Origin of the sequence: Paenibacillus sanguinis 2301083 = DSM 16941 (genome assembly GCF_000374825.1) — a bacterium.
Lineage (GTDB): Bacteria > Bacillota > Bacilli > Paenibacillales > Paenibacillaceae > Fontibacillus > Fontibacillus sanguinis.
The window spans coordinates 456,007-476,778 of sequence record NZ_KB895377.1 but is presented as its reverse complement, the minus strand read 5'-3'; the positions used below and the strand labels follow the sequence as shown (position 1 = coordinate 476,778).

The following is a 20,772-nucleotide window of genomic DNA, read 5'->3' as shown; positions in this document are numbered from 1 at the left end:
CCTTCTTGTTTACCCTTAAACTAATGCCGGATGAACTTAAAATCGCTCAGCGGCCAGAATACCATATCGGCTCGACCCACAATTTCACTATAGCTAACGTAGCCGATTCTCCGGCTATCCGTACTGTTCGACCGATTATCTCCCAATACAAACACATGGCCCTCTGGCACCGTTCCATCAGGAACGTCCTGGTTAGGGAAGTTCGCTTCTATATTATATAACTCATCATTCTTATGCTTCTCATCAACGACGTCTTTAATGTACGTCTCGTCCACGATTTGTCCATTTACCGTTACCGTGTCTCCTTCTACCTGTACGGTATCTCCGGGAACTCCAATCACGCGTTTGATAAAATCCCGCCCCTCCTGAGGCACATGGAATACGATAACTTCACCATGCTTGGGAGCGCGCATATCATAAATGATTTTGTTAACGATAATACGTTCACTCGTGTGAAAATTCGGCTGCATGGACGGACCATCCACAATAAACGGTGCAAAAAACAGCCAACGGATTAAAATAACCAACACTACAGCGATGACAATGGCTTTTAGCCATTCCAGCATCTCGCCTTTTTCATTCTTATCCTTATGCACTGTTCCCGGTCCTTCCGGTTGCCCCATCTGGTCAATCGATTGCTCCGAATAGTGCTGCTCTCCCTGTTTCTCCATGGGTCGCGGCCTCCCTTATCCTCACAAATGGGTAAATGGAAAAAGTAAAAGGGCTTGAATAAACAAGCCCCTCCTGTTCGTTAATGGAATTAACGACGCACTTCTTTAATTCTCGCTGCTTTACCGCGAAGTTCACGAAGATAATACAACTTCGCACGACGCACTTTACCACGGCGAGCCACTTCAATTTTATCGATTTTCGGGGAATTAATCGGGAAAGTTCTTTCCACACCTACACCATTCGAAATTTTACGAACGGTAAAAGTTTCGCTGATTCCGCCGCCACGACGCTTGATAACAACACCTTCAAACAACTGGACACGCTCGCGAGTTCCCTCAATAACCTTAACGAACACTTTCAAAGTGTCACCAGGGCGGAAACTTGGAATATCCTTGCGAAGTTGTTCTTGCGTAATCGCTTGTACGATATTCATCTATGACTCCCTCCTTCCACTCAGGTGTTCATGCCTCTTCCGGAGAAATCTCCATGTTCTCCTTCATCATCCGCAGCGGACCACCGAATTCACAACAAACTGAATTTTATCATAAATTCCCGGACATAGCAAGAAATAATACCGAGCTAATTACGATGCCAAAGGTATTTAAGCTACGCCCTAATAACCATATTATGATATTCCAAGCAATAGATGCTTTCTTTCCATAAAAGAAACCAACCGCATCCAAGAAAAGGCTTCGATGTCATTTTTTCTAAGCATTATCTTTTTCACGCAAAAAAAGCCTCTTCAACATCAGAGGCCCTTCCTGCGGATTCCAGCGAATCAGATCAAGGCAATGGCCAGTAGTGTAAACAAGCTGAGCGTCAAAATTTGCTCTCCAGCAGGAGACGGTCCATAGCCGTATCCGTAACCGTACGGGGGAATAAAAGCTGATGTTTTCACTCGCCCTCGTCCACCAGAGACTTTCAGATAAAGATTTTCCCGGTCCACATTAACGACGGTCCCCTCATATACTTTGCCGTCTCGGCACATGACACGTACCTTTTTATTCATACAGTACAGGCAATTATAATAAATTTCGACCATGATGGGCTCTCCTTCCTTTGCAAGCTAATGCATAGTATGAAAAGCGTGGACGAACGGTATAGGCTGTTATAACAGATAGATGAATACAGCGTTAGCCCAAAATCAGCTAGAATGTGGATAACCCCAGGCTGCCTAGGAAAGTATTGCACAATGCCTTACTTTGGCAGACCGATAATCGACCACATATTGCTGGGTTACTGGCCTATACGTTATAATGAACATGACCAGAGGAACGGCAGGAGTCACAATATCGGGGTATGGCGCAGTCAGGTAGCGCGCACCCTTGGGGTGGGTGAGGCCGTGGGTTCGAATCCCGCTACTCCGATTGTTCCTAATTCCTAAATAAATGACCACTTCTTGTGCAATGAAGAAGTGGTCATTTTTGTTAATTGGTACATCTATATTGTACGGCCGCTCAAAAGAAACCAACCCGGCCTTGTCCCGGCTGCTCCAACCACTGGTGCTTATGGCTCTTGTCCAATTCCCCGCGCAGTACCTGAATCAGCTTGGCGATATCCACATGTCCTTGCCGGTGCCATTCAAGCGCTGCACTGACATACACCTCGCCAAGCTGGGCCAGGGAGAAGGATTCCGTATGCCTCGCTGCTTCCAGCGTTCCTTCTGCTCCAGCAAACAAATCAAATCCCCGCTGCTTAAGATATTGCGCACGCAAGGCTTCATCGGGCATAGTAATTTCATAAGCACGATCAAATCGACCGGCCCGGTTCATGAGTCCCGGATCAATTTTCTCCGGATAATTCGTCGTACCTATCAAGAAGATGCCTTCCTTGGAGGTGGCGCCATCCAGGGTGTTCAGGAAGAAGGAACGAACGCCCTCAGGCATGGAGTCGATATCCTCAATAATGAGGACCATCGGAGCCAGCCGCTTCGCAGCATCAAATACCTCCCGCACGGATTCGCTTGTTGTATACTCGGTAATTTGCCAGTAAGCTGCCGGACCTGGTATACTCCCGGCAATTGATTTCACCAAGGTTGTTTTGCCGTTACCAGGGTGTCCATACAGCAGAATTCCCCGCTTGTAGGGAATATCAAACTGGCGGTAAAATGTGCGATCCTCCTCAAAAAACTGATCCAATGCATTGAAAATATCCTGCTTGATCTCTTCTGCGAGCACCACCTGATCCCGGGTAACTGCTCGGGTAATCGCTTCTCCTTGACGTTCGATACCATTCCGGGTATCGGTGAAAACCGTCACCCGTTTCATCTTTTGTTGCCGTTCACGCTCGCGCACCGTGCCCAAAAATTGCTTCATCTGCTCTTCGCTTGCAGCAAATACGAAATCTTCGGTATAAATACCATTTGGGCGGAAGAACGGAATTCTCGCCAGGGCTACTCCCCATTTGGGGTAGGCGAATACGTTGTTTCGCAACGAATACTGCATTCCATACGCAGGTACGTCCCCCTCATCGTCGTAATGGAATGTACGGAGCTCCAAATCTTCAAAAACTCGGGCCACCAGTTCCACATTCTCGCTCTCCGAGCGAAGGTCCTCCTCCAGAAGGCTCCAGTATTCATTGTTCGGATCATCGCTGGCAAACAGTTCATAGCGTATCCCATAACGAGAATAAAGTGCGTCAATAATCCCTTTGATTAAATGAGCATAGGTTGCATAACCTTCAATCGTCTCGGCAGAATGAGGCTTCAGCGCGTAAATGGAGGAGAAGCTTTGTGGTTGATTTAAATTCTGTAATGTCATGATTTGGCCCCCTTCACGGCAGCAAGCGGCTTGCATTTGGCAACTACCTGCGCCAGTCCTGCTCCGGTCACACTCTCCATTATTTCATCTACATTTTTATAGGCTTGCGGCGACTCATCCAGGATGGATTCCAGTGAACGCTGGTTAACGACAATTTCATCTTCGGTTCCTACGCGGAGCGCCGCTTCAAAGTCCGCGACCTTCACCAGGCGTTTTGTCGCTGTACGTGACCGGATGCGGCCTGCTCCATGGCAGATGGAATAATAGTTGTCCGCCCCTTCCGGCTGCCCGACCATAATATAGGAAGCGGTCCCCATCGAACCGGGAATAAGCGCCGGGTGTCCGGTAGCCCGATAGGGCTTGGGATTATCAGGATGCCCAGCAGGCAACGCCCGGGTTGCCCCCTTGCGATGCACGAACACCTCGCCCTGCTCCGGATGATGCTCTTCCCAAGCGTAATTGTGCATCAAGTCATACAATGTGCTAAACTCGCATTTTGGCCCAAACACCTCGCGGAAGGCTTCGCGCATGGCATAGGCAATAAGGTGCCGGTTCGTCACCGCATAATTAAGTGCAGAGTACATCATATTCACATAGTGTCTGCCCTCTGCATGCTCCAAAGGCGCAAAGACCAGCTTGGGATCAGAGGTCCCCCATCCGTGGCGCTGCATGACCTTAAGGATAGCGGATGAGCTCATTTGGCTAACATATCCACCCCAAGCCCGCGACCCGGAGTGAATCATGACCACGATCTGTCCATCAGACAGCCCCCAGGCTTCCGCAATGCTGCGGTTCTCCTCGGCAATTTCAATCGCCTGAATTTCTGCAAAGTGATTCCCGCCCCCCAGTGTCCCGAGCTGTCTATGCGCCCGGTGCCAGGTCATATCCGGCACAAGCTCCAGCACACTTTCATCAAAAGCGAATTTACTGCTCTCCACATGCGTTAAGGATGTGGACTTTTTGGGAGTGTAGCTGTCCGGAATGTATTTTTTAGGTAGTCCATGCAGTCCTTTACGCACAATATGTTCAAGCCGAATATCGGAATAATGTCCACGCTGATTGGCTTCCATCGGCAACACCTTTTCAATGGCTTTGACCAGCTTGCGCCGCAGCTTCACATCTTTAAGATCCTCCTTGTGCAGGTTGGTCATATGCACCCGCATGCCACAGCCAATATCACTGCCTACAATACTGGGAGATACATATCCGCTCCGCGCATCCCATACCGCCGTTGTGCCGATACAAGTACCAACACCGACATGCACATCCGGAGTATAGCTCATATAGCGAATGCCCGGAATTTGCAAATTGTTGTTTGCCATTTCAAATACCTTGTAATCCAAGGATGAAAATAACTGCTGTGCCGCGTAAACCGTCAGATCGCCAGAAGGCAGCTTTACTTCATGACGAAAGGCACCTAGCTCATCTAATACTATTCCATCAATTTGAGTATTCATAAAATGTTCATTAATCCTTTCTTGATTCTTTTCATAAGTGTACATATCCTGCTCGAAGCTATATTTCGCTCACAAGTCACAAAAAAAGCCATGGACCCGTGCGCCCATGACTTCTTCCTTTTCAATCTTTCCATGCAGAAGAATTCGCTGCCAGCTACCTGGCAGTCGCTCCTTCTATAGCCATAGCCGTAAAGTGACATACCACGGAATAACATAACCATCCCGTGATAAGCCACCCTCTCTTCTATGTCTCCCGTATGAGGCTGAAGAAACGATGAGCAGTATATGAAAATGCATTTACATCAAAACCTACATTAAAACCAAGCGACCTTGCACCATAAACTTCCATCATTTCCTTCAACCTCCCTTCATTTAATGTAACTCATCTTAAGCTAATTTCTTTTTCAATGTCAATGCTTTTATCAGGAAATAGGATATAAGACCTATCTTGAATTCACTTTGAATTGCTTAACTTGTAAAAATACGGACCGCATGCCGATTCGTGAGTTTGAACATAAGTCCAGTTGAAGTGCTTATCAAATAGGTATATATCTTGTTCTTCATCAAAGTCTGCAGCAACCACTTTATTGGCATTACTGTATTGCAGAAGCACGGGTGAGTTCTGATACATAACATATAACTCCTCTTTAGCTTCAACGTCAAAGGCTTCCCTTGCCTCGGCTTCTTTCAAGCAAGGCTGTTGTTCATAACTGAAGATATGCCACTTATATTGACTATAGTAAATGGCCTCTTTAACTTCATCGCTGATATTTTGGGCAAACGTATTCTCCCATAACTCTATAATTTCTTGATCTCCTTCATATATTTCTGATATGACTACTCCCTTTTCCCGCAGATTCTTTCTGAACAAGTAATTCTTTTGCACAAATTCAAGTGACAAATATATTCTTTTCAGTTCATCTTCCAGTTCATCCTCGGGCAAATGGTCTAAAAGCTCAATAATCCGTTTCTTAATCATAAATTCCCCTCATCTTTCTATGATAGGCAAACTTAATAGCTTGTACGCTGATGCGTGAACACATTATTATATCAAGTAGCCAGCTTATTTTTTTGAAAATGCTTCAAAAAAGCTCTTTCTGTCATTCGATGATAGGCAACTAATTCCCCATTATAAATAACATTAAAAACTCCGTAAGGAGTAGGCGATAACTCCATCATCTGTGCCCGATCTTGAATTTGAATAATATAAGGATGAATATTAGCCGTATTTGCCGCTTTGATGAGGTTATCTGTAGCTATTTCCAAATAGGGACATTGATCTGTTCTTAATATCGTCAGCCCTGCGGAAAACCTTGCCAGACGTTCATTCCAATTCGTAGGAAAATATGGCAATGAGGTATCTTCAAACGAATATATGTATAGTTCAAAGGAATAAGGTCCACTTTCAATAAAAGAAAAGCCGTTTTTTATAAATAGCTCTTTACTGGGCGCCCAGCCCGTATCAGCATTCGTTAATACAGCTACACCTTTCATTTTCCGTTGTCTGGCTTCTTCCAAACATAATTGCACTAGCTGAGATCCTAATCCGGTTCCTGGGGAACTCACCCATATACAGTGAATGACCATATAATTGTCCGCATGGATGACTCTCCAAGACGATTCCCCAGGAGCATATTCTATAAAACCCAATGTCTTTTTCCCGTCTTTGATTTGCAAATATTCCAAGCCTTGATCAAAATTTGCTTCAGTCCATTTTGTTTTTTTGAGATAACCCAAATGATTTTTCATACTTCTCATACAGTAACAACCGTTTTGTTCAATATTATTCTTGACGATCTTTAGGCGTTGATCCATCGAAATTTTCCTTTTCATTTAGTATTTAGTTCGATTGTTCATAATTTCGTGCAATGGGTTATCACAATTATTCCTTCTACCCAAGCTTCATTTATCCTTACCCTACCTATTATACCATCATCTACTATCATAGTTGAGAACAAATGTTCGATGTTTTAACAATCCTAAACTTGCTAATTTCGTTTAGCATTATTGTATTTACGAAAATAACCCAGCCCTAAATAAACTCTTATCTTAGGCTGGGTTATTGCTGTATGAGTTTTCTTTTTTGATTATTCGTCTGACAAACCAAAAGACCAAGAGGTCCCGAAGCATGAACACGCGGTTAAGTGAAGTCTCCGACGATTTTTAATTTTTAAATTACTGCATTCATTAGCATTTGATTAGCCAAAGAAACCTTATAGTTTTATCCTCACAAACCGCCGGGATGACGACGCTGACGCAACAGCAGCAAGATGAAGAAAGGCGCGCCAATCGCGGCCGTGAACACACCCGCCGGAATATCAAGCGGCTGGAACAGCGTGCGCCCGGCCGTGTCGGCGAGCAACAGCAGCAACGCGCCTATGAGCGCGGATGCCGGCAGCAGCGCCCCGTGAGAAGCGCCGACCAGCCGCCGCGCAATATGCGGCCCGATCAGGCCAATGAAGCCGATCGCACCGACAACCGCAATCGCCGAGCCGGCCAGCGCCACGGTTACGAGCAGCAGCCCGAGCCGCTGCCGCTGTAAAGCTATGCCCACACCGGTGGCCACCTGCTCGCCGAGCTGGTGGACGTTCAAATTGCGGGCATTGGCCCAGGCGATAGCGCCGAAGATCAGCGTCCAGGGCAGCAGAGTAAGCACCTGCTGCCAGGAAGCGCCATATACGCTGCCGATCAGCCAGATGTATGCCTTGCTGGCGGAGGTGACCGGGCTGAACGCCAGCAGCAGCATCGTCACGGACCCCATGCCTGCGGACACGCCAACCCCGATCAGGACAAGGCGGGCGGGAGCTACCCCGTTTTTCCAGGACAACGCATAAACCAGTCCGGACACCAGCAAGGCCCCGGCCATCGCCGCCACAGGCAGCCAGCGAATGCTGATTGCCCCGCCGGAGAAGGTAATAAAGGCCACCGCTGCTGCGGAAGCGCCGCTCGTCATCCCAAGCACATCCGGCGAAGCGAGCGGATTGCGGATAAGGCCTTGCAGCACCGTGCCAGCCAGGCTGAGTCCCGCGCCAGCCAGCAGCGCCAGCGTCAAGCGGGGAAGGCGCAGCATGCCGATGACAAAGGCGGAATCTCCGCCGCGGAAGAAGATCGTCTGCAGCACCGCCAGCGGCGACTCCCATTTGCTGCCCAAACAGGCGCCCAGCACGAAGAAGATCAGCAGCAGCCCCGACAACAGCAACAGAGTAAGCGTCTTTCGTTTGCGGGCAGCAGCCAAAGCGGGCAATTTGCGGTCAGGCATCGGTACGGGATGCGTCATACTTCCCCCTCCTTTGTGTGAACTCGGTGCGGGCAATATAGATGAATAACGGCATGCCGATCAAGCCGGTGACGACACCAAGCGGCAGCTCGCTTGGCTGCACCGGGAAGCGGGCGGCAAGATCGGCCAGCAGCAGCAGACCTCCTCCGAATACAGCGCTATACGGAATGACCCACCGATAATCATTGCCGGCAAAATAGCGGGCAAAATGCGGCATTACCAATCCGACAAAGCCGATGGCACCGGCAGCGGCAACCGCACTGCCAGCAAGCAGCACGATGGCCGCAGCCGCCAGAGCCTTCACCAGCGAGGTACGCTGTCCAAGACCTCTGGCCACTTCCTCACCGGCGCTGAGAATCGTTAGCGAGTAGGCCAATGTCAGTGCCAGGACACTGCCGACCAGCATATAGGGCAGCACTTGGAGCAAGGTGTCCATATCTTTGCCCGCAACGGAGCCGGCTAGCCAGAACAGCACATTTTGCAGCCCGGATTCATCCAGCGCCAGCACGCCCTGGGTCAGCGCGCTGAAGAGCGCGCTAAGTGCCGAACCGGCCAGGATCAGGCGGATCGGCGTCAGTCCGCCGCCCAAGGAACCAAGCACATATACCAGCAACGCGGCCACGGCTGCGCCAGCAAAAGCAGCCCAGATCAGCTGAGACAGCGAGGTCAGCGGCAATAGCGTCAGCGCCAGCACAACGGCCAGCACGGCGCCAGAATTGATGCCAAGCAGTCCCGGCGAAGCGAGCGGGTTGCGCGTCAGCGCTTGCATCATCGCTCCGGCCATCGCCAGTGAAGCGCCGACAGTCAACGCGAACATCGCGCGCGGCAGCCGTGTTGTAACAATAATCATTTGATCGCTGTCGGCCGGATCGTAATGAATCAGTGCCTGCAGTGTTTTGAGGGGGGCGATCGATGTTGTGCCCAGCGCAATGCTGGCGATGAAGGCGAGCAATAGCAGCAGCAGCGCGGCCAGAAGCCCGAGCAGTCTGCCGCTATTATGTTTAAAAAGTGGCTTCACCATGATCCTCCTTCTTGTTGACTTGTATGTGTGGGCTTCTGCGGCCAAAAATGCGGAAACGGCAAGCCGCAGCTCCTTTACAAGGAAGGCCGCAGGCGCTTGCCGCCGCATCTAACCTATGCATCAACAGTCTCTATTTATTCAGCCCGTAAATTTCTTTGAGATCCTCAAGCATTCCCTCGGCAGCCAACGGACCGGAACCATTGTTCCAGATCGCGGTGTCCACCTCGTAGACACGGTTGTTTTTGACAGCTTTAATATTGCTCCAGAGCGGGTGCGAAGTCCATTCTTTGCGCAGATCAAGCCGGCCGTCATCCCGCGAGGTGCTGGTTTGGTCAAAAATAATGTCCGCGTCCATTTGCGGAATATTCTCCTTGGACACCAGCTTGACGCCCCAATCCTCGCCTTGCTGCTTCGCTGGTCGGGCAATCCCCAGCTCATCCAGCACCAGCGCGGAGAAGCCTGTATAAACGATACGCGCATGGTCGGCACGGAAATCGACGATTCCGGCTTCCAGCTTCAGGTTGTCGCCCATTTTCTCTTTGAAGTCGGCGACTTCACTTTCCCAATGCTGCAGGAACGCCTTTTCTTCCTCCTGTTTGTTTAGCGCTTCAGCCGTCAAGGCCAGAGAATCTTTCCAGATATGCACCTCTTCGGTCATAACCGTTGGGGCAATGGCCTCAAGCTGACTATAAATTTCTTCATGCCGGGTTTTGGACGCGATAATGATATCCGGCTTGAGCGCAGCAATTTCCTCCAGATTCGGCTGGTTCTCCGAGCCCAGGTTTTCAACACCGTCCATTTGCTCGCGGATATAATTGTACCAAGGCTGTTCAATCCACGACTCCACAGCGCCTACTGGCTTAACGCCAAGCGCCAGCGCCGAATCCGTCGCCCCCTGGAACAGGGTAACGACCCGCTGCGGCGTTCCGGAAACAACCTCTTCGCCCATCGCATGCTTGATCGTCCGTTCCGCATCCGCGTTTGCAGGCGCTGCCGACTGTTCTGTCGGTGCTTGCTCTGCCGGCGGCGCCGCAGCCGTATTGCCTCCGTTTTGCGCGCAGCCAGCCAGCAGCGCCAGCATAGCCGTCCATAATAACAGCATTTTTAACCCAAACCCTCTGTGCTGCTTGTCCTTGTTGAGATATTGCATGAACCTGATTCCCCCTAATTCTCTATAATCAATAGTTGATCACGAGTGATATTGATTATCATTATCGCATGGGGGTGCTTGCTTGAAAATGAACTTATGCGTCATCCCTTTTGCATATTTGCGACGCCGTATCCGTCTTGCTCTGCCGGACTTCGCCAGCTTCCGCAGCAAGCTGCCAGGTATTGGCCGGGTGAGTCACCTTGGGGCAAGCCGTGCAGAAATCCGCTTTGGCGGATACGCGATGGTACAAGCAGCAGGTCTTCCGCACCCGGGGCTGCGGCGATTCACTCTCCGGCGCTGCTCCAGTCTCTCCTTCGGCTCCGTAAAAGAACGCCAGCGGCTGACGCCGCTGCCCAAATGCCTCTGCAGACAGCTCTTTTAGCAGAAAATGCAAATCCTCGGCAATACGGGCTGCTCCGACCTGCCCGACGGCTGCGGGCAATTTTTTCTCATACAAGGAATAAATGCGCACTGCCGTATTCTCCCATAGAATGGTCTCCGGCAGGCCCGAATAGCGGGAGAGCGCTTGCCACAACGGAGTCAAATGAAGGCGGAGGTAGCGCTCGGCGGCTTCAAGACGCCACAGCTCCCTCGTCCTTCCGGCGGGGCTGGTAGCGAACAGCTCCCCGCACACCGAGAGCCCTTTCAGCCATGGAACGCCAGCGCCCTCTCCAACGCGCAGCAGCACGGCATGCAGCGGAAGCTCCAAGGCCCGGTCATAGCAGGTCAGCGCATAAAAAAACGGCACAGCGGACAGGGCCGCGTACCGTTTGGCCAGCATCGAAGCGGCGATTGGCCGCGAATCAGTGCCAAGCCGGGCTGCCAGTTCATCAAGGTAGATAAGACAGTTCTCTTGCTCCAAAAACGCCGCCGCAGTGATCGGAGCCGATGGCGGAGAGGCCGGAGAAGGCTGTGGATCAGCCAGAGGACAGGCCTCCTCTGTGGCGGTTAACCCGAACTGCTGCAGGTCCGCTGCTTCCTGCGGTGAGAGCGGAACGAGACGACTCATAAGCGCCTGTCCTGTCTTGTATTTGTATGGATGAATATTTCCGCGTTCATCGGCATATCCCCTTTGCACAAAGTCAATTCATTTATTTCTTCCGGCAAGCACCCTGGTCTTCAATCGTACGAATTCATAGGCCCAACCCATAAGGCGCTAGCGGGAGGACAACAAGGTCTCGGCGATTTCGTCAACAACCCTGCTCATAGCCAGTGGACCATAATACCCCGTCCAGAGCGCCGTATGGAAATGGCGCACCTGGCCGGCTCGTACGGCGCTCATCTGTCTCCACACCAGGCTTTGCTGGTACTGCCGAAGCTGCTCCCGATTCGTATTGTCAGTCAATACGAACAGGCGGTCCGCGCTGAGCTGAGACAGCTCCTGCAGCGGAATCAGGGAGCTGGTGCCTTCCTGGTGCGAAGCAAACGACGGTAGGGCAAGGCCCAAATCGTCGTACAGCAGCCGTGCCGTACGGTGTCTTTCGGAATGCACTCGAATTCCGCCATCCCGGGGCCGGATCAGGGCCACCGTCTCCGAACCGCCATCGCCACCAATCCGGCCGTTGCCAATTCGGCGGCGCAGTCGCTCCACCTTGGCGTTATAGGCATCGATCTGCTCCAGTGCCTGCCACGTTCGCCCAACGAGCTCTCCAAAGCGCAGCAGCGACAGCCGCCAATCTTCGTTGCGGTCCAGCATGATGGCTGGCGCAATCGCGGAGATGTCAGCATAATGTTCCTCCTGGAAGGAGGTACACACAATCAAATCCGGTTCCAATGCCGCCAACACCCGCAAATCGGGCTGCTCCTTTTTCCCAAGATCAGCAATCCGCCTCAAAGACTTCCGCAGATCGGCTGGCAATCCGCCCGTTTCTATGGTGCACATGGCGCTGCCTACCGGGACAATGCCTAAGGCCAGCAGCTGGTCGGCATATTGATAATCAAGCACGGCAATCCGCTGCGGCTGGCGTTCAAGCTCAAGCCTCCCCCGCACATGAGGAACCAGCAGCTTGCCGTCTGGGTCCATGCGGGCGATCCCGCTCGTACATGCCAAGGTCAGCGACAATAAGGCCTGGAACGCCTGCAAAGCGCTCCCCTTTTGATGATAACGATTCTCACCAAACGGGACAATGACCGATTGCGACGGAAAAGTTGGAGAAATCCGACAGGCCGCATTTGAAGGGTTATGCTCCTGCAGCCATAATTGCCTGTAGCTGCGGGGGGACAAGCCCGTGTATTTTTTAAACAAACGGCTGAAATAATAGCTGTCCGGATACCCGACCTCCTCGGCAATCCGAGAGATTGGCAGTTGATTTTTGATGAGCAGCAGCTTGGCCTGCTCGAGCCGAATGCCGATGAAATGCTCCATCGGGCTGTGACCAAAGCGCGTTTTGAATCCCCTTTGCAATTGCCGCGGGCTTGTCCCAAGACGCTCCGCCAAGGAGGCCAGCGTCCATAGCTCACTGTAATGGGCTTCCATATATCGCACGGCGGTGTCGACCAGATTTGCTTCCGCCTGCTTAGCCTGCTCTGCATTCCCCTCCCGCTGCTCCAGTTCCTTTAGAAGCAATGACACAAAGGAATAGAACTGCTGCTTGGCATCCAGCCGTGACAGCGGGTGCTTCTCTTGCCATAGCTGATGGATTTGTCCAGCGGTGTTCCGCCAAGCGCTCTCCACTCCCGCTGGCACCAGATAGCAGGAATGGAAGTCCCGCACAGCCTGCTCTGGATCATCAAGCTCTGTAGGCAAAACAGTTGGCAGCACTGCTTTATATAAGAATAAGAAATATTCGTAGCCTTGCGGCGAAGCGTCAACCCGCAATTCACTCCCCTTGCCGACATGAACGACCGGAGCAGCCAGCGAGCTGTGCCGCAGGCTCCCTGCTTCGATTCGTGCCTCTCCGAAAGCCGAAATGAGAAAAAGCCCCGCCGGAGCGCGATAGCTGAATCTCTCGCCAGGCTCCAGCCGTCCAAGGCGGATATCTGCAATATGCAGATCAGCCTGTGCCCAAAGTATCATCTGATCCCTTGCCGACACTCTTCCCGCCTCCATTATCTAAGTTATTTAAAATCTATTATAATTTTGACAAGAAGCAGGAGCAACCTATTCTCTTAGGCAAATTTGAAAGGACGATGAATTATGGACAAGGAAAAATAGATTTTATTCATTAGCCTGTTTTCTACTTACCTTGTAAAAACCCAAATTTTATCTGTTATCACCTCTTCTACTCCGGCATTGCTGTGCTTTGGTCAGCGTATTAATGTATAGATTTTAGGCATCCCTATACCGAAATGTTTTTAAGGCCAGTAAGCAAGCTGCGATCGCCCCTAACAGAATAAGGCCTGTGTTCATCCAATAATCGCCCCATGATAAGTTAAATGCACTTCGCAAAGCACTCACGAACCATTGAAACGGGTTGTATCTATTGAGCACTTGAATAAAGCCCGGAGCACCGTCCAAGGAGTATAAGGCACTGCTGCTCAACATAAGTGGTAATGTAATCATGTTTGTTAGGAGGCTTACATTGTTTTCCGTTCGGCTAAGGCTTGCTATGACAAAACTGAGAAATACATAGCCAAGTGCCGCAATCAGCAAGGCTGGAAGTATGGCGAGAACTGTTTTAATCGAAATACTTAATTGAAGGGCTAATGCTCCAGACATCATAACAAGTACTGCGCACAGAAGGGAAATGATAGTCCATGCACCGGATACGCTGCATACATATCTCCAAAGCGGCATAGGCGTTACTCGCAGCAAATTATATACCCCTCTCCGGCGTTGTGTCAGTATGGCAAAAGAGGTGGTTGTCAGGGCGTAGAACAAAACGCTGACCGCCATCATGCCTGTTAATATGTGCTCCGGATCATCCGGGGTTTTTATAAATAATCCCAGGCCAATTGCGCCGCCAACGGGAAGAATCAATGACCATAGCAGTAAAAAAGGATCACGGCTTGCCGACTTGAATGTAAGGCTGAATACAGTTTTCATGCTACTCCCTCCCTGCTGGTGTGCTATCTGTCAATGCCAGATACAAGCTTTCAAGATTTTCTGCTTGATATTGTTCTACTAGTTTTTCCGGAGCTCCTTGGGCTACAATCACCCCCTCATGCATCAAAATGATGCGGTCAGCCATACGAGACACCTCTTCCATATCGTGCGATGAAAAGAGTACAGTTGTGTTATTTTCTGCTAGCCGCTTTATCATCCTTCTTACTTCGTGCCGGGCACGGGGATCAAGTCCCGCTGCGGGCTCGTCAAGTATAATTAAATCTGGAGTGTGCAAAGTGGTCACGGCAATGGCAAGCCTTTTTTGCTGCCCTCCAGACAGGCGTGAAGCAAGTGTTTTCCGCGCTTCCTGTAAATGGCTTTCCTCCAGCTTGGTCTGAATTTGTTCCTTATTCATTCGCACATTGTATAACGCCGCAAAAATTCTTAAATTTTCTTCGGTGCTATATCCCTCAAAAAAGGGGGTTGACTGCAATTGAACGCCTATATGTGCCTTATAATCCTCCCTCCAGCGCGTAATGGTTCCGGCATCTGGCGGCAATATCCCCAGGAGCATTGCCAAGGTCGTTGATTTTCCGGCGCCATTTGTTCCAATCAGCGCAAGAATTTCACCTTGCCGGATTTCCAAATCAATCCCTTTCACAACCTCTCGGTGATGAAATTGCTTGCGTACTCCTTTCGCTTCCATTAAGATCATTTTCAAACCTCCATTTAATTAACGTTGTTTATTCAATGTTGAGTATGAGGGGAAATTTTTTCTCCCTCTGCTACGAGGGAGAGCTTTTTAGTGTTCCTTCTCCAAAAGGGCCAAGGCCTTATCCACAAAATCCTGCTGTTGCTTTATAATAGCGAACATGTTCTCCATGATCAGAAGAACCATAGGAGGAATTATGTGCTGCATCGCCGCATCCTTAGCTTCTAGTCCACGTTTCACAGCCATATATTCATCATTTAAAGCAACACGCTGCTCTTCAAGCGCCTTTCGACATTCCTCTGCTGATAGCTTCTCGTAAAAGGACAGCCCGGAATATAGTGTTGAGGGATATAAAACGGATGAAGCCCTTAACGAGTCCTTAATTAACGTTTGAAGATAAGTTCGTCCGGTGTCCGTAATGGAGTAAATCGCCTTTTGGCGGTGTCCGGTCTGTTCAATGCTGGTAACTGCAACATAGCCCTCTTGCTCCATTTTTTTGAGCGCATGATAAATAGAACCTATCAATACCCCGCCCCAACGCTCTGCGTCCGTCATTTGCAATGCCTGCTGAATATCATAGCCAGACATTGGCTGAACATCTAATATTCCAAGTACAAGTAATCGTGTCAATTCATTTCACCCCACTTACTCAACGTTGAATATTATAATATTGAACAAGTGAATACGTCAAGGATTAGGATTAGAAGGATTAGGATTAGAAGAAGTCACCCTTTTCATAAAATTCACGTTTTAAGCAAGACTACTTAGTCAAAGCAATTACTCGGGCAATTGAAGAGTCTGCTTGAATATTAAGGGGTAATGCTATTACTTCAAATTCATCGGCTTCCAAAAGCTTTTCTAGATTTGTTAAATTTTCTGCGATTAAAATTTTAGCTTTGAACAAACACTTATGTACTTCAAAAGGATATTGGTCTGGCGAGGGCATATCGAATCCAAGCATTTTTATTTGTTTCCTCACTAGCAATTCAGCAAATTCCAACGTTATCACTGGATGATCTGAGAAATATTTGGGTTGCCCAAAGAAACTACTGAAACCGGTGTACAAAAGGACAATTTGATTTTTCTTAATAATTGTTTCGTATATCTCCTTATAGATTATTTCCTTCTCATCCGTTACATCAATTATGATCCCTTCTCCGATAAACGTTTCTAATGGAACCTCATTTATATATTCCTCAACATCTAATAAGTGCATCGGCCCATCGATATGTGTGCCAGCATGCATATTAATAGTCAACTGATGATTATTAAAATGATCTGTTTCTAAAACCTTGGATTGAATCAATTGAGTTTCTGAATCCCCTGGATAAATTGGCATTCTATCTTTAATCAAATGAGTAAGGTCAATAATCATAATGATCCTCCTTAAGAGTAGTTGTATCCGATATACTTTAAATTTTATGAATTATGCTGTATCTACACAATGACCATGCCATTATTCGGGCTAACAATTTGACCAGTCATAGAATCTTGTGTGAGTATAGCACAGATTAAATCAGCAATATCTTCGGGGGTGGATATTCGTTGCAACGGAAGATGTCCGCTTAATCTTTTCATTTTTTCTTCTTCCCCTGCCCACCAGCGGGTAGATACTGCGGCGGGAGCCACGCAATTAACACGTATTTCTGGAGCAAGCGCATGTGCCAACGATTTCGTCAATCCATGAACAGCCGCCTTTGATACGGCATATGGAAGAGAAGAACCAGAACCGGTAATTCCGGCAATACTTCCCATATTCAAAATAGAACCTACTTTGTTTTCTTTCATGATAGGAGCAACTGCACGTGCACAATAAAACATCCCTTTTAAATTTACGTCAAGTAAATTGCTCCATATATCATCTGTTACTGCTTCTAAGTCTGACAATTCAATTTGTTTTGTTATACTTGCATTGTTAATTAGAAAGTGAATATTTCCAAAATGGGACAACACCTTTTGCACCATTTCACGAACCTCATTGTCTTGGGATACGTTTGCTTGAAGAAGCAGAACTTCAGCATCAATACTTTTAAGCTCATTTGCTGTATCAATCGCTTCTTGCTCTGAATGGTTAAAATTCAATACAATTTTAGCACCTTTTTCAGCAAGCTTCTTGCAGGTGGCTTTCCCGATACCAGTGCCGCCACCCGTTACTATGATAACTTTGTCTTGAATATCCACAAATTCAAACTTCCTTTCTATATGTTTATAGCTTTATTATAGCTTTTGAACAAATTATGTATAATAGTTAGTAATGATACAACCTATCTGGATGAATGATGAGAGGAATCAAAATGGAGAGCTTAGAGTTACGCATTTTTAGAGAAGTAGCTTATGAAAAATCTATTTCAAGAGCCGCAGAAAAAATAGGATATGTTCAATCGAATGTAACAGCCCATATTCATAATCTAGAAGAAGAATTAGGAACAGAATTGTTTATTCGTCATAGTAAAGGGGTTTCTCTGACTGACGATGGAAAACAGTTATTATCCTACGCAGATCAAGTTATCAGCTTATTGGATAATGCTAAAAATAGCTTTGCGAAAAATTTGCCGACGCTACGAATTGGGGCAACACAAACACTCGCCGCACACAGATTACCCCTATGGCTCTCTGGATTAAAAAAGCAATATCTGCAAGTAAACTTATCTGTTTCCACAGATACACAAATCAATCTAATACAGTCCGTGGCAGACGATAATTTAGATTGTGCTTTTGTAAATACAGAATTTAATCACCCAAAGTTGAAATCTGTATTTTCGTTTCAGGAGGAACTTGTTTTTATTACTTCACAAAATATGAAAGTAAGTGACATTCCGTATCAACCTATTGTAATTACAAATATTTGCGGTTGTCCATATCGTAATTTGCTTGAAACTTGGGTAATAAAACACACTACCCGTCAACCAGATATCATTCAATACGATACGGTTGAGGGAATTATTAAAGCTGTATCGTTAGGATTGGGTATTTCTCTCTTACCCCAAAGCGTATTAGCAGAAGCAAGCGGCATTCAAACATATCCAGCAAAGGATATTGGCAGACTGAATGTCCAGCTTGTAACATCTAAAAATGTGAATAATCCCACCGTGAACTCCTTTATAGATATTATTCAAAACCACTCTGATTTTTAAATAGTCTGTAAGCTGTCTATCGCGTAACATAGGGTTTTTACTTTCTCTTGTTGTTATTATTGATGTATGTTAAAAAATAAAAGGATAAACGACCCAAATAAAAACATAATTGTTAACCGAGGGCCAAATGGCCCTATGCAATGAATACAGTGTTATTGGATGTCACAGTCTTTTTTCAATAAACCTGCACAAAACTATTCATCCCACATTCTTGTTACTTCTACTAGTTTTAAGTCCTCAAATTGCATTTTATAGATATCCGGTTTCTTTAATTGATTTAGGAAATCCAAACCATAATCTGAATCAAAATAGTTCATCATCAAAGTCATTACAAGGCCGTGTGTTCCAATAGCTACTTTCTTCCCTTTGTGTTCTTTAAGTATAGTTTTCAATACTGCAATGGACCTTTTCTGGCAATCTATGTTAGATTCCCCACCTGGCAAGGTATATTCAGGGTTGTAGAAGTTATTTCTAATATTATCCATTAAATCAATATTATTATCTGGAGAAAAATGGCGTTCTCTCAGATCTTCAATTGTTTTTATCTCCAAGTTTAGTTGCTGAGCCAATCCCTCAATACTTAATATCGCTCTTGAATATGGACTTGAAATTATTATGTCTATTCCTTCACCAATAAGTAACTTCGATATCCTTTCTGCATCTACCTTCCCCTTTGCGGTAAGACCTCTTGTTCTGTCATTTCCTTCATCATATGGTGATTCAGCATGCCTAACCATATAAATAATTGTTTTCATACAGACCTCCTCGTGTCGCTTTTATGGACAGTTTACTGTGATTTCATAACGTTCTATTCACGGTACTAATATCCTTCAATGATACTTCTTGCAATATCATTTGCTTCTTCTATATTTTTGGCAGGCCCTGACACATACCCCTCAACAAGGTTATATTTCTCATTTATATCGTCCAATTGAAGCCATACTCGGTCAAAATCAGTTGATGTTATAATTGAGCCAATCGTATTTATTACATGAAACTCATTATTTTTCTTGGTCAGTATCTCAAAATACCTATTGTCTTCTCTCTTAAGTTTTATTTCATATGTTAAATCCTTATCTACGATCATCTTACCTATCAAGATGTCATTGCCAAAGAGTTTTTTGTGATGTTCTCCAATTATTGAAATAGCCGTTTGCCTTTCTAACTTAGAATCTATCGAGTAAATGGTGCTATTAAGGTTTACTTCAATGTGCTTGGGGCGATAAAAATCATAGATTAGATATATAGTCGCAACAATGATAATGCAGCTTAATGCTACTTTTCCTTTTTTCTTCACTGAGTCCCTCCACGTAATATGTTAGGTTGATTTCCGATAACGTCTTTGTACTCACGAAACGTCCCAGCCATAGATCGCCCTTATCTTAGGCTGAGGCGTTTGTTGTCTATGTGTTCTTCCATGATTATACATCTGATCAACCAAGGGGCGATAGCCTTGATGTGCGAATACCGTGTTATACTAGGCCATCGTTTCACAAATACTTGGACATGCCGCTACGAAAATAAAAAAGCCTGCTGCTTTTAAAGCAACAGACATTCGGTCTTCACGAAATAAATTCTCTTAATTTGTTATCTTAAAAAACGTATCATTTTCTCTCAGATATTTTAGTTTTTGAGAATAATCTTGCTCCGCTTGCGTTCTTGTCAATACATTGCTTTTAACTAGCAAGTCATAAAAAGATTCCTGGGGAGACTATATCTATCTTACAGGTGTTTCATCACCCTGATAATTGTAGTTGTAACATCCTTATATAAATTTGCATCATGGATGATTAGTTTAAAGTAGATGCTTCTTAATAAATTTTTTGCGTTAGTTCGTAATATTTCATCTTCAGGATAGCTGCCGATATATTCAACAACACTGAGTTGTTCAATCCAGTCGGACATAAATCCCTTCCTTAGAATATCACGTCTTATAATCCGAACTATTACTTCTGCAATTCTGTCATCCTCACTGTTAATAAAAGCATATGAATAATTACAGAACTTCTTTTTAATCAAGTCCAAAACCTCAATACAATGATCCACGGAACAATAAGAAGAGGCAACTAGGGATTCTAATGCATCGGCCGTATGTGCAACTGCATGCGCCCATCCCTTACCTTCTATGTATCCTCTTAGATCCTGCTCAAGGGTAAAATAGCCATAAACCCTGGAGTATATGTACTCAAAATCTTGCTTTGATAAAAAAAGAACGGACTCATTATATTCTAATGCTAAGGGCACCAGTAGAATGGAAAAAGTTCGTGTGAAGACTTTATCGTTATGACCTTCGTCCAAACCATAAAACAAATGTTCATCGTCTAGAGCCGTATAAAGTATTCGTTTGACTAACCCAGCACTCATTTTCTTATTAACAATCCAATGATTAAATGTATTATAAATAAGGTTATCCCTCAGTTCGCTATCTATTGCCCCAATATGGTTCATCATTTCTATGATTAATTCCTCAATGCTAATTTCATTTGGAATTATGTAATTATTATCTCTTATTTGTTGAAGGGTCTCTTTAATGTTATTCATCTTTGTTCTCCTTATTTGCAATTACTCAAATTTTCGATAATGTTCTTGTATTTGTAACTGACTT

General features: G+C 46.5%; 21 protein-coding genes and 1 tRNA gene. 2 read left to right on the top strand and 20 right to left on the bottom strand.

Features of this window, described 5'->3' with window-relative positions; all coding sequences use genetic code 11:
* Positions 1-20 precede the first annotated feature (20 nt).
* From lepB to C557_RS0105765, 3 genes are all read right to left on the bottom strand, one after another.
* A complete protein-coding gene (gene lepB, locus C557_RS0105780; protein WP_018750893.1) occupies positions 21-671 on the bottom strand; it encodes a signal peptidase I in 651 nt (216 codons plus the stop codon).
* Positions 672-760: 89 nt separating this feature from the next.
* On the bottom strand, positions 761-1,105 hold the full coding sequence (rplS, locus tag C557_RS0105775) for a 50S ribosomal protein L19 (RefSeq protein WP_018750892.1): 345 nt from the start codon (positions 1,103-1,105) through the stop codon (positions 761-763).
* 345 nt (positions 1,106-1,450) lie between these two features.
* Positions 1,451-1,714 (bottom strand): LSm family protein, encoded by a 264-nt coding sequence (locus C557_RS0105765; protein ID WP_018750890.1) that lies wholly within the window; start codon positions 1,712-1,714, stop codon positions 1,451-1,453.
* A gap of 251 nt (positions 1,715-1,965) precedes the next feature.
* On the opposite strand from C557_RS0105765, the gene C557_RS0105760 reads away from it, so the two are divergent.
* Positions 1,966-2,039 (top strand) — tRNA-Pro (locus C557_RS0105760).
* Positions 2,040-2,129: 90 nt separating this feature from the next.
* Here C557_RS0105760 and C557_RS0105755 read toward each other — a convergent pair.
* The 14 genes from C557_RS0105755 to C557_RS0105685 all read right to left on the bottom strand — a co-directional run bounded on the left by C557_RS0105755 (position 2,130) and on the right by C557_RS0105685 (position 17,214).
* The gene (locus C557_RS0105755) at positions 2,130-3,431 is read right to left on the bottom strand and encodes an AAA family ATPase (protein WP_018750889.1); all 1,302 of its coding nucleotides are present in this window, start codon (positions 3,429-3,431) and stop codon (positions 2,130-2,132) included.
* Positions 3,428-4,888: an RtcB family protein gene (locus C557_RS0105750; RefSeq protein WP_026263320.1), complete on the bottom strand. Its 1,461-nt coding sequence runs from the start codon at positions 4,886-4,888 to the stop codon at positions 3,428-3,430. Before C557_RS0105750 ends, C557_RS0105755 begins: the two co-directional genes overlap by 4 nt.
* A 454-nt stretch (positions 4,889-5,342) precedes the next feature.
* The gene (locus C557_RS0105745) at positions 5,343-5,867 is read right to left on the bottom strand and encodes a DUF4275 family protein (RefSeq protein WP_018750887.1); all 525 of its coding nucleotides are present in this window, start codon (positions 5,865-5,867) and stop codon (positions 5,343-5,345) included.
* Between the two features lie 71 nt (positions 5,868-5,938).
* A complete protein-coding gene (locus C557_RS0105740; protein ID WP_018750886.1) occupies positions 5,939-6,703 on the bottom strand; it encodes a GNAT family N-acetyltransferase in 765 nt (254 codons plus the stop codon).
* 412 nt (positions 6,704-7,115) lie between these two features.
* The gene (locus C557_RS0105735) at positions 7,116-8,165 is read right to left on the bottom strand and encodes a FecCD family ABC transporter permease (RefSeq protein WP_018750885.1); all 1,050 of its coding nucleotides are present in this window, start codon (positions 8,163-8,165) and stop codon (positions 7,116-7,118) included.
* Positions 8,140-9,186 carry a FecCD family ABC transporter permease gene (locus tag C557_RS0105730; RefSeq protein ID WP_018750884.1) on the bottom strand — a complete coding sequence of 349 codons (1,047 nt, stop codon included), beginning with the start codon at positions 9,184-9,186 and terminating at the stop codon, positions 8,140-8,142. The genes C557_RS0105735 and C557_RS0105730 overlap by 26 nt, the downstream gene beginning before the upstream one ends.
* A 130-nt stretch (positions 9,187-9,316) precedes the next feature.
* Positions 9,317-10,336 (bottom strand): ABC transporter substrate-binding protein, encoded by a 1,020-nt coding sequence (locus tag C557_RS0105720; RefSeq protein WP_018750882.1) that lies wholly within the window; start codon positions 10,334-10,336, stop codon positions 9,317-9,319.
* 94 nt (positions 10,337-10,430) lie between these two features.
* Positions 10,431-11,345, bottom strand: a complete 915-nt coding sequence (locus tag C557_RS0105715) for an IucA/IucC family C-terminal-domain containing protein (RefSeq protein ID WP_040676419.1) — start codon at positions 11,343-11,345, stop codon at positions 10,431-10,433.
* A gap of 147 nt (positions 11,346-11,492) precedes the next feature.
* The gene (locus C557_RS0105710; protein ID WP_018750880.1) at positions 11,493-13,370 is read right to left on the bottom strand and encodes an AraC family transcriptional regulator; all 1,878 of its coding nucleotides are present in this window, start codon (positions 13,368-13,370) and stop codon (positions 11,493-11,495) included.
* 234 nt (positions 13,371-13,604) lie between these two features.
* Positions 13,605-14,321: an ABC transporter permease gene (locus tag C557_RS0105705; protein WP_018750879.1), complete on the bottom strand. Its 717-nt coding sequence runs from the start codon at positions 14,319-14,321 to the stop codon at positions 13,605-13,607.
* Position 14,322: 1 nt separating this feature from the next.
* The gene (locus C557_RS0105700; RefSeq protein WP_240472924.1) at positions 14,323-14,982 is read right to left on the bottom strand and encodes an ABC transporter ATP-binding protein; all 660 of its coding nucleotides are present in this window, start codon (positions 14,980-14,982) and stop codon (positions 14,323-14,325) included.
* A gap of 141 nt (positions 14,983-15,123) precedes the next feature.
* On the bottom strand, positions 15,124-15,663 hold the full coding sequence (locus C557_RS0105695; protein WP_026263317.1) for a PadR family transcriptional regulator: 540 nt from the start codon (positions 15,661-15,663) through the stop codon (positions 15,124-15,126).
* 130 nt (positions 15,664-15,793) lie between these two features.
* On the bottom strand, positions 15,794-16,408 hold the full coding sequence (locus tag C557_RS0105690) for a cyclase family protein (RefSeq protein WP_018750876.1): 615 nt from the start codon (positions 16,406-16,408) through the stop codon (positions 15,794-15,796).
* A 62-nt stretch (positions 16,409-16,470) separates the two neighbouring features.
* The gene (locus C557_RS0105685) at positions 16,471-17,214 is read right to left on the bottom strand and encodes an SDR family NAD(P)-dependent oxidoreductase (protein ID WP_018750875.1); all 744 of its coding nucleotides are present in this window, start codon (positions 17,212-17,214) and stop codon (positions 16,471-16,473) included.
* 113 nt (positions 17,215-17,327) lie between these two features.
* Between C557_RS0105685 and C557_RS0105680 the strand changes: the two genes are divergently transcribed.
* The gene (locus tag C557_RS0105680) at positions 17,328-18,167 is read left to right on the top strand and encodes a LysR family transcriptional regulator (RefSeq protein ID WP_018750874.1); all 840 of its coding nucleotides are present in this window, start codon (positions 17,328-17,330) and stop codon (positions 18,165-18,167) included.
* A gap of 194 nt (positions 18,168-18,361) precedes the next feature.
* Here the strand turns inward: C557_RS0105680 and C557_RS0105675 are convergent, their stop codons facing one another.
* The 3 genes from C557_RS0105675 to C557_RS0105665 form a co-directional block, all read right to left on the bottom strand.
* The gene (locus C557_RS0105675) at positions 18,362-18,922 is read right to left on the bottom strand and encodes a histidine phosphatase family protein (RefSeq protein WP_018750873.1); all 561 of its coding nucleotides are present in this window, start codon (positions 18,920-18,922) and stop codon (positions 18,362-18,364) included.
* Between the two features lie 65 nt (positions 18,923-18,987).
* Positions 18,988-19,464 carry a hypothetical protein gene (locus tag C557_RS0105670; protein ID WP_018750872.1) on the bottom strand — a complete coding sequence of 159 codons (477 nt, stop codon included), beginning with the start codon at positions 19,462-19,464 and terminating at the stop codon, positions 18,988-18,990.
* A 425-nt stretch (positions 19,465-19,889) separates the two neighbouring features.
* Complete coding sequence (locus C557_RS0105665) at positions 19,890-20,708, bottom strand: DUF2785 domain-containing protein (RefSeq protein WP_018750871.1); 819 nt, start codon at positions 20,706-20,708, stop codon at positions 19,890-19,892.
* Positions 20,709-20,772: the final 64 nt, after the last annotated feature.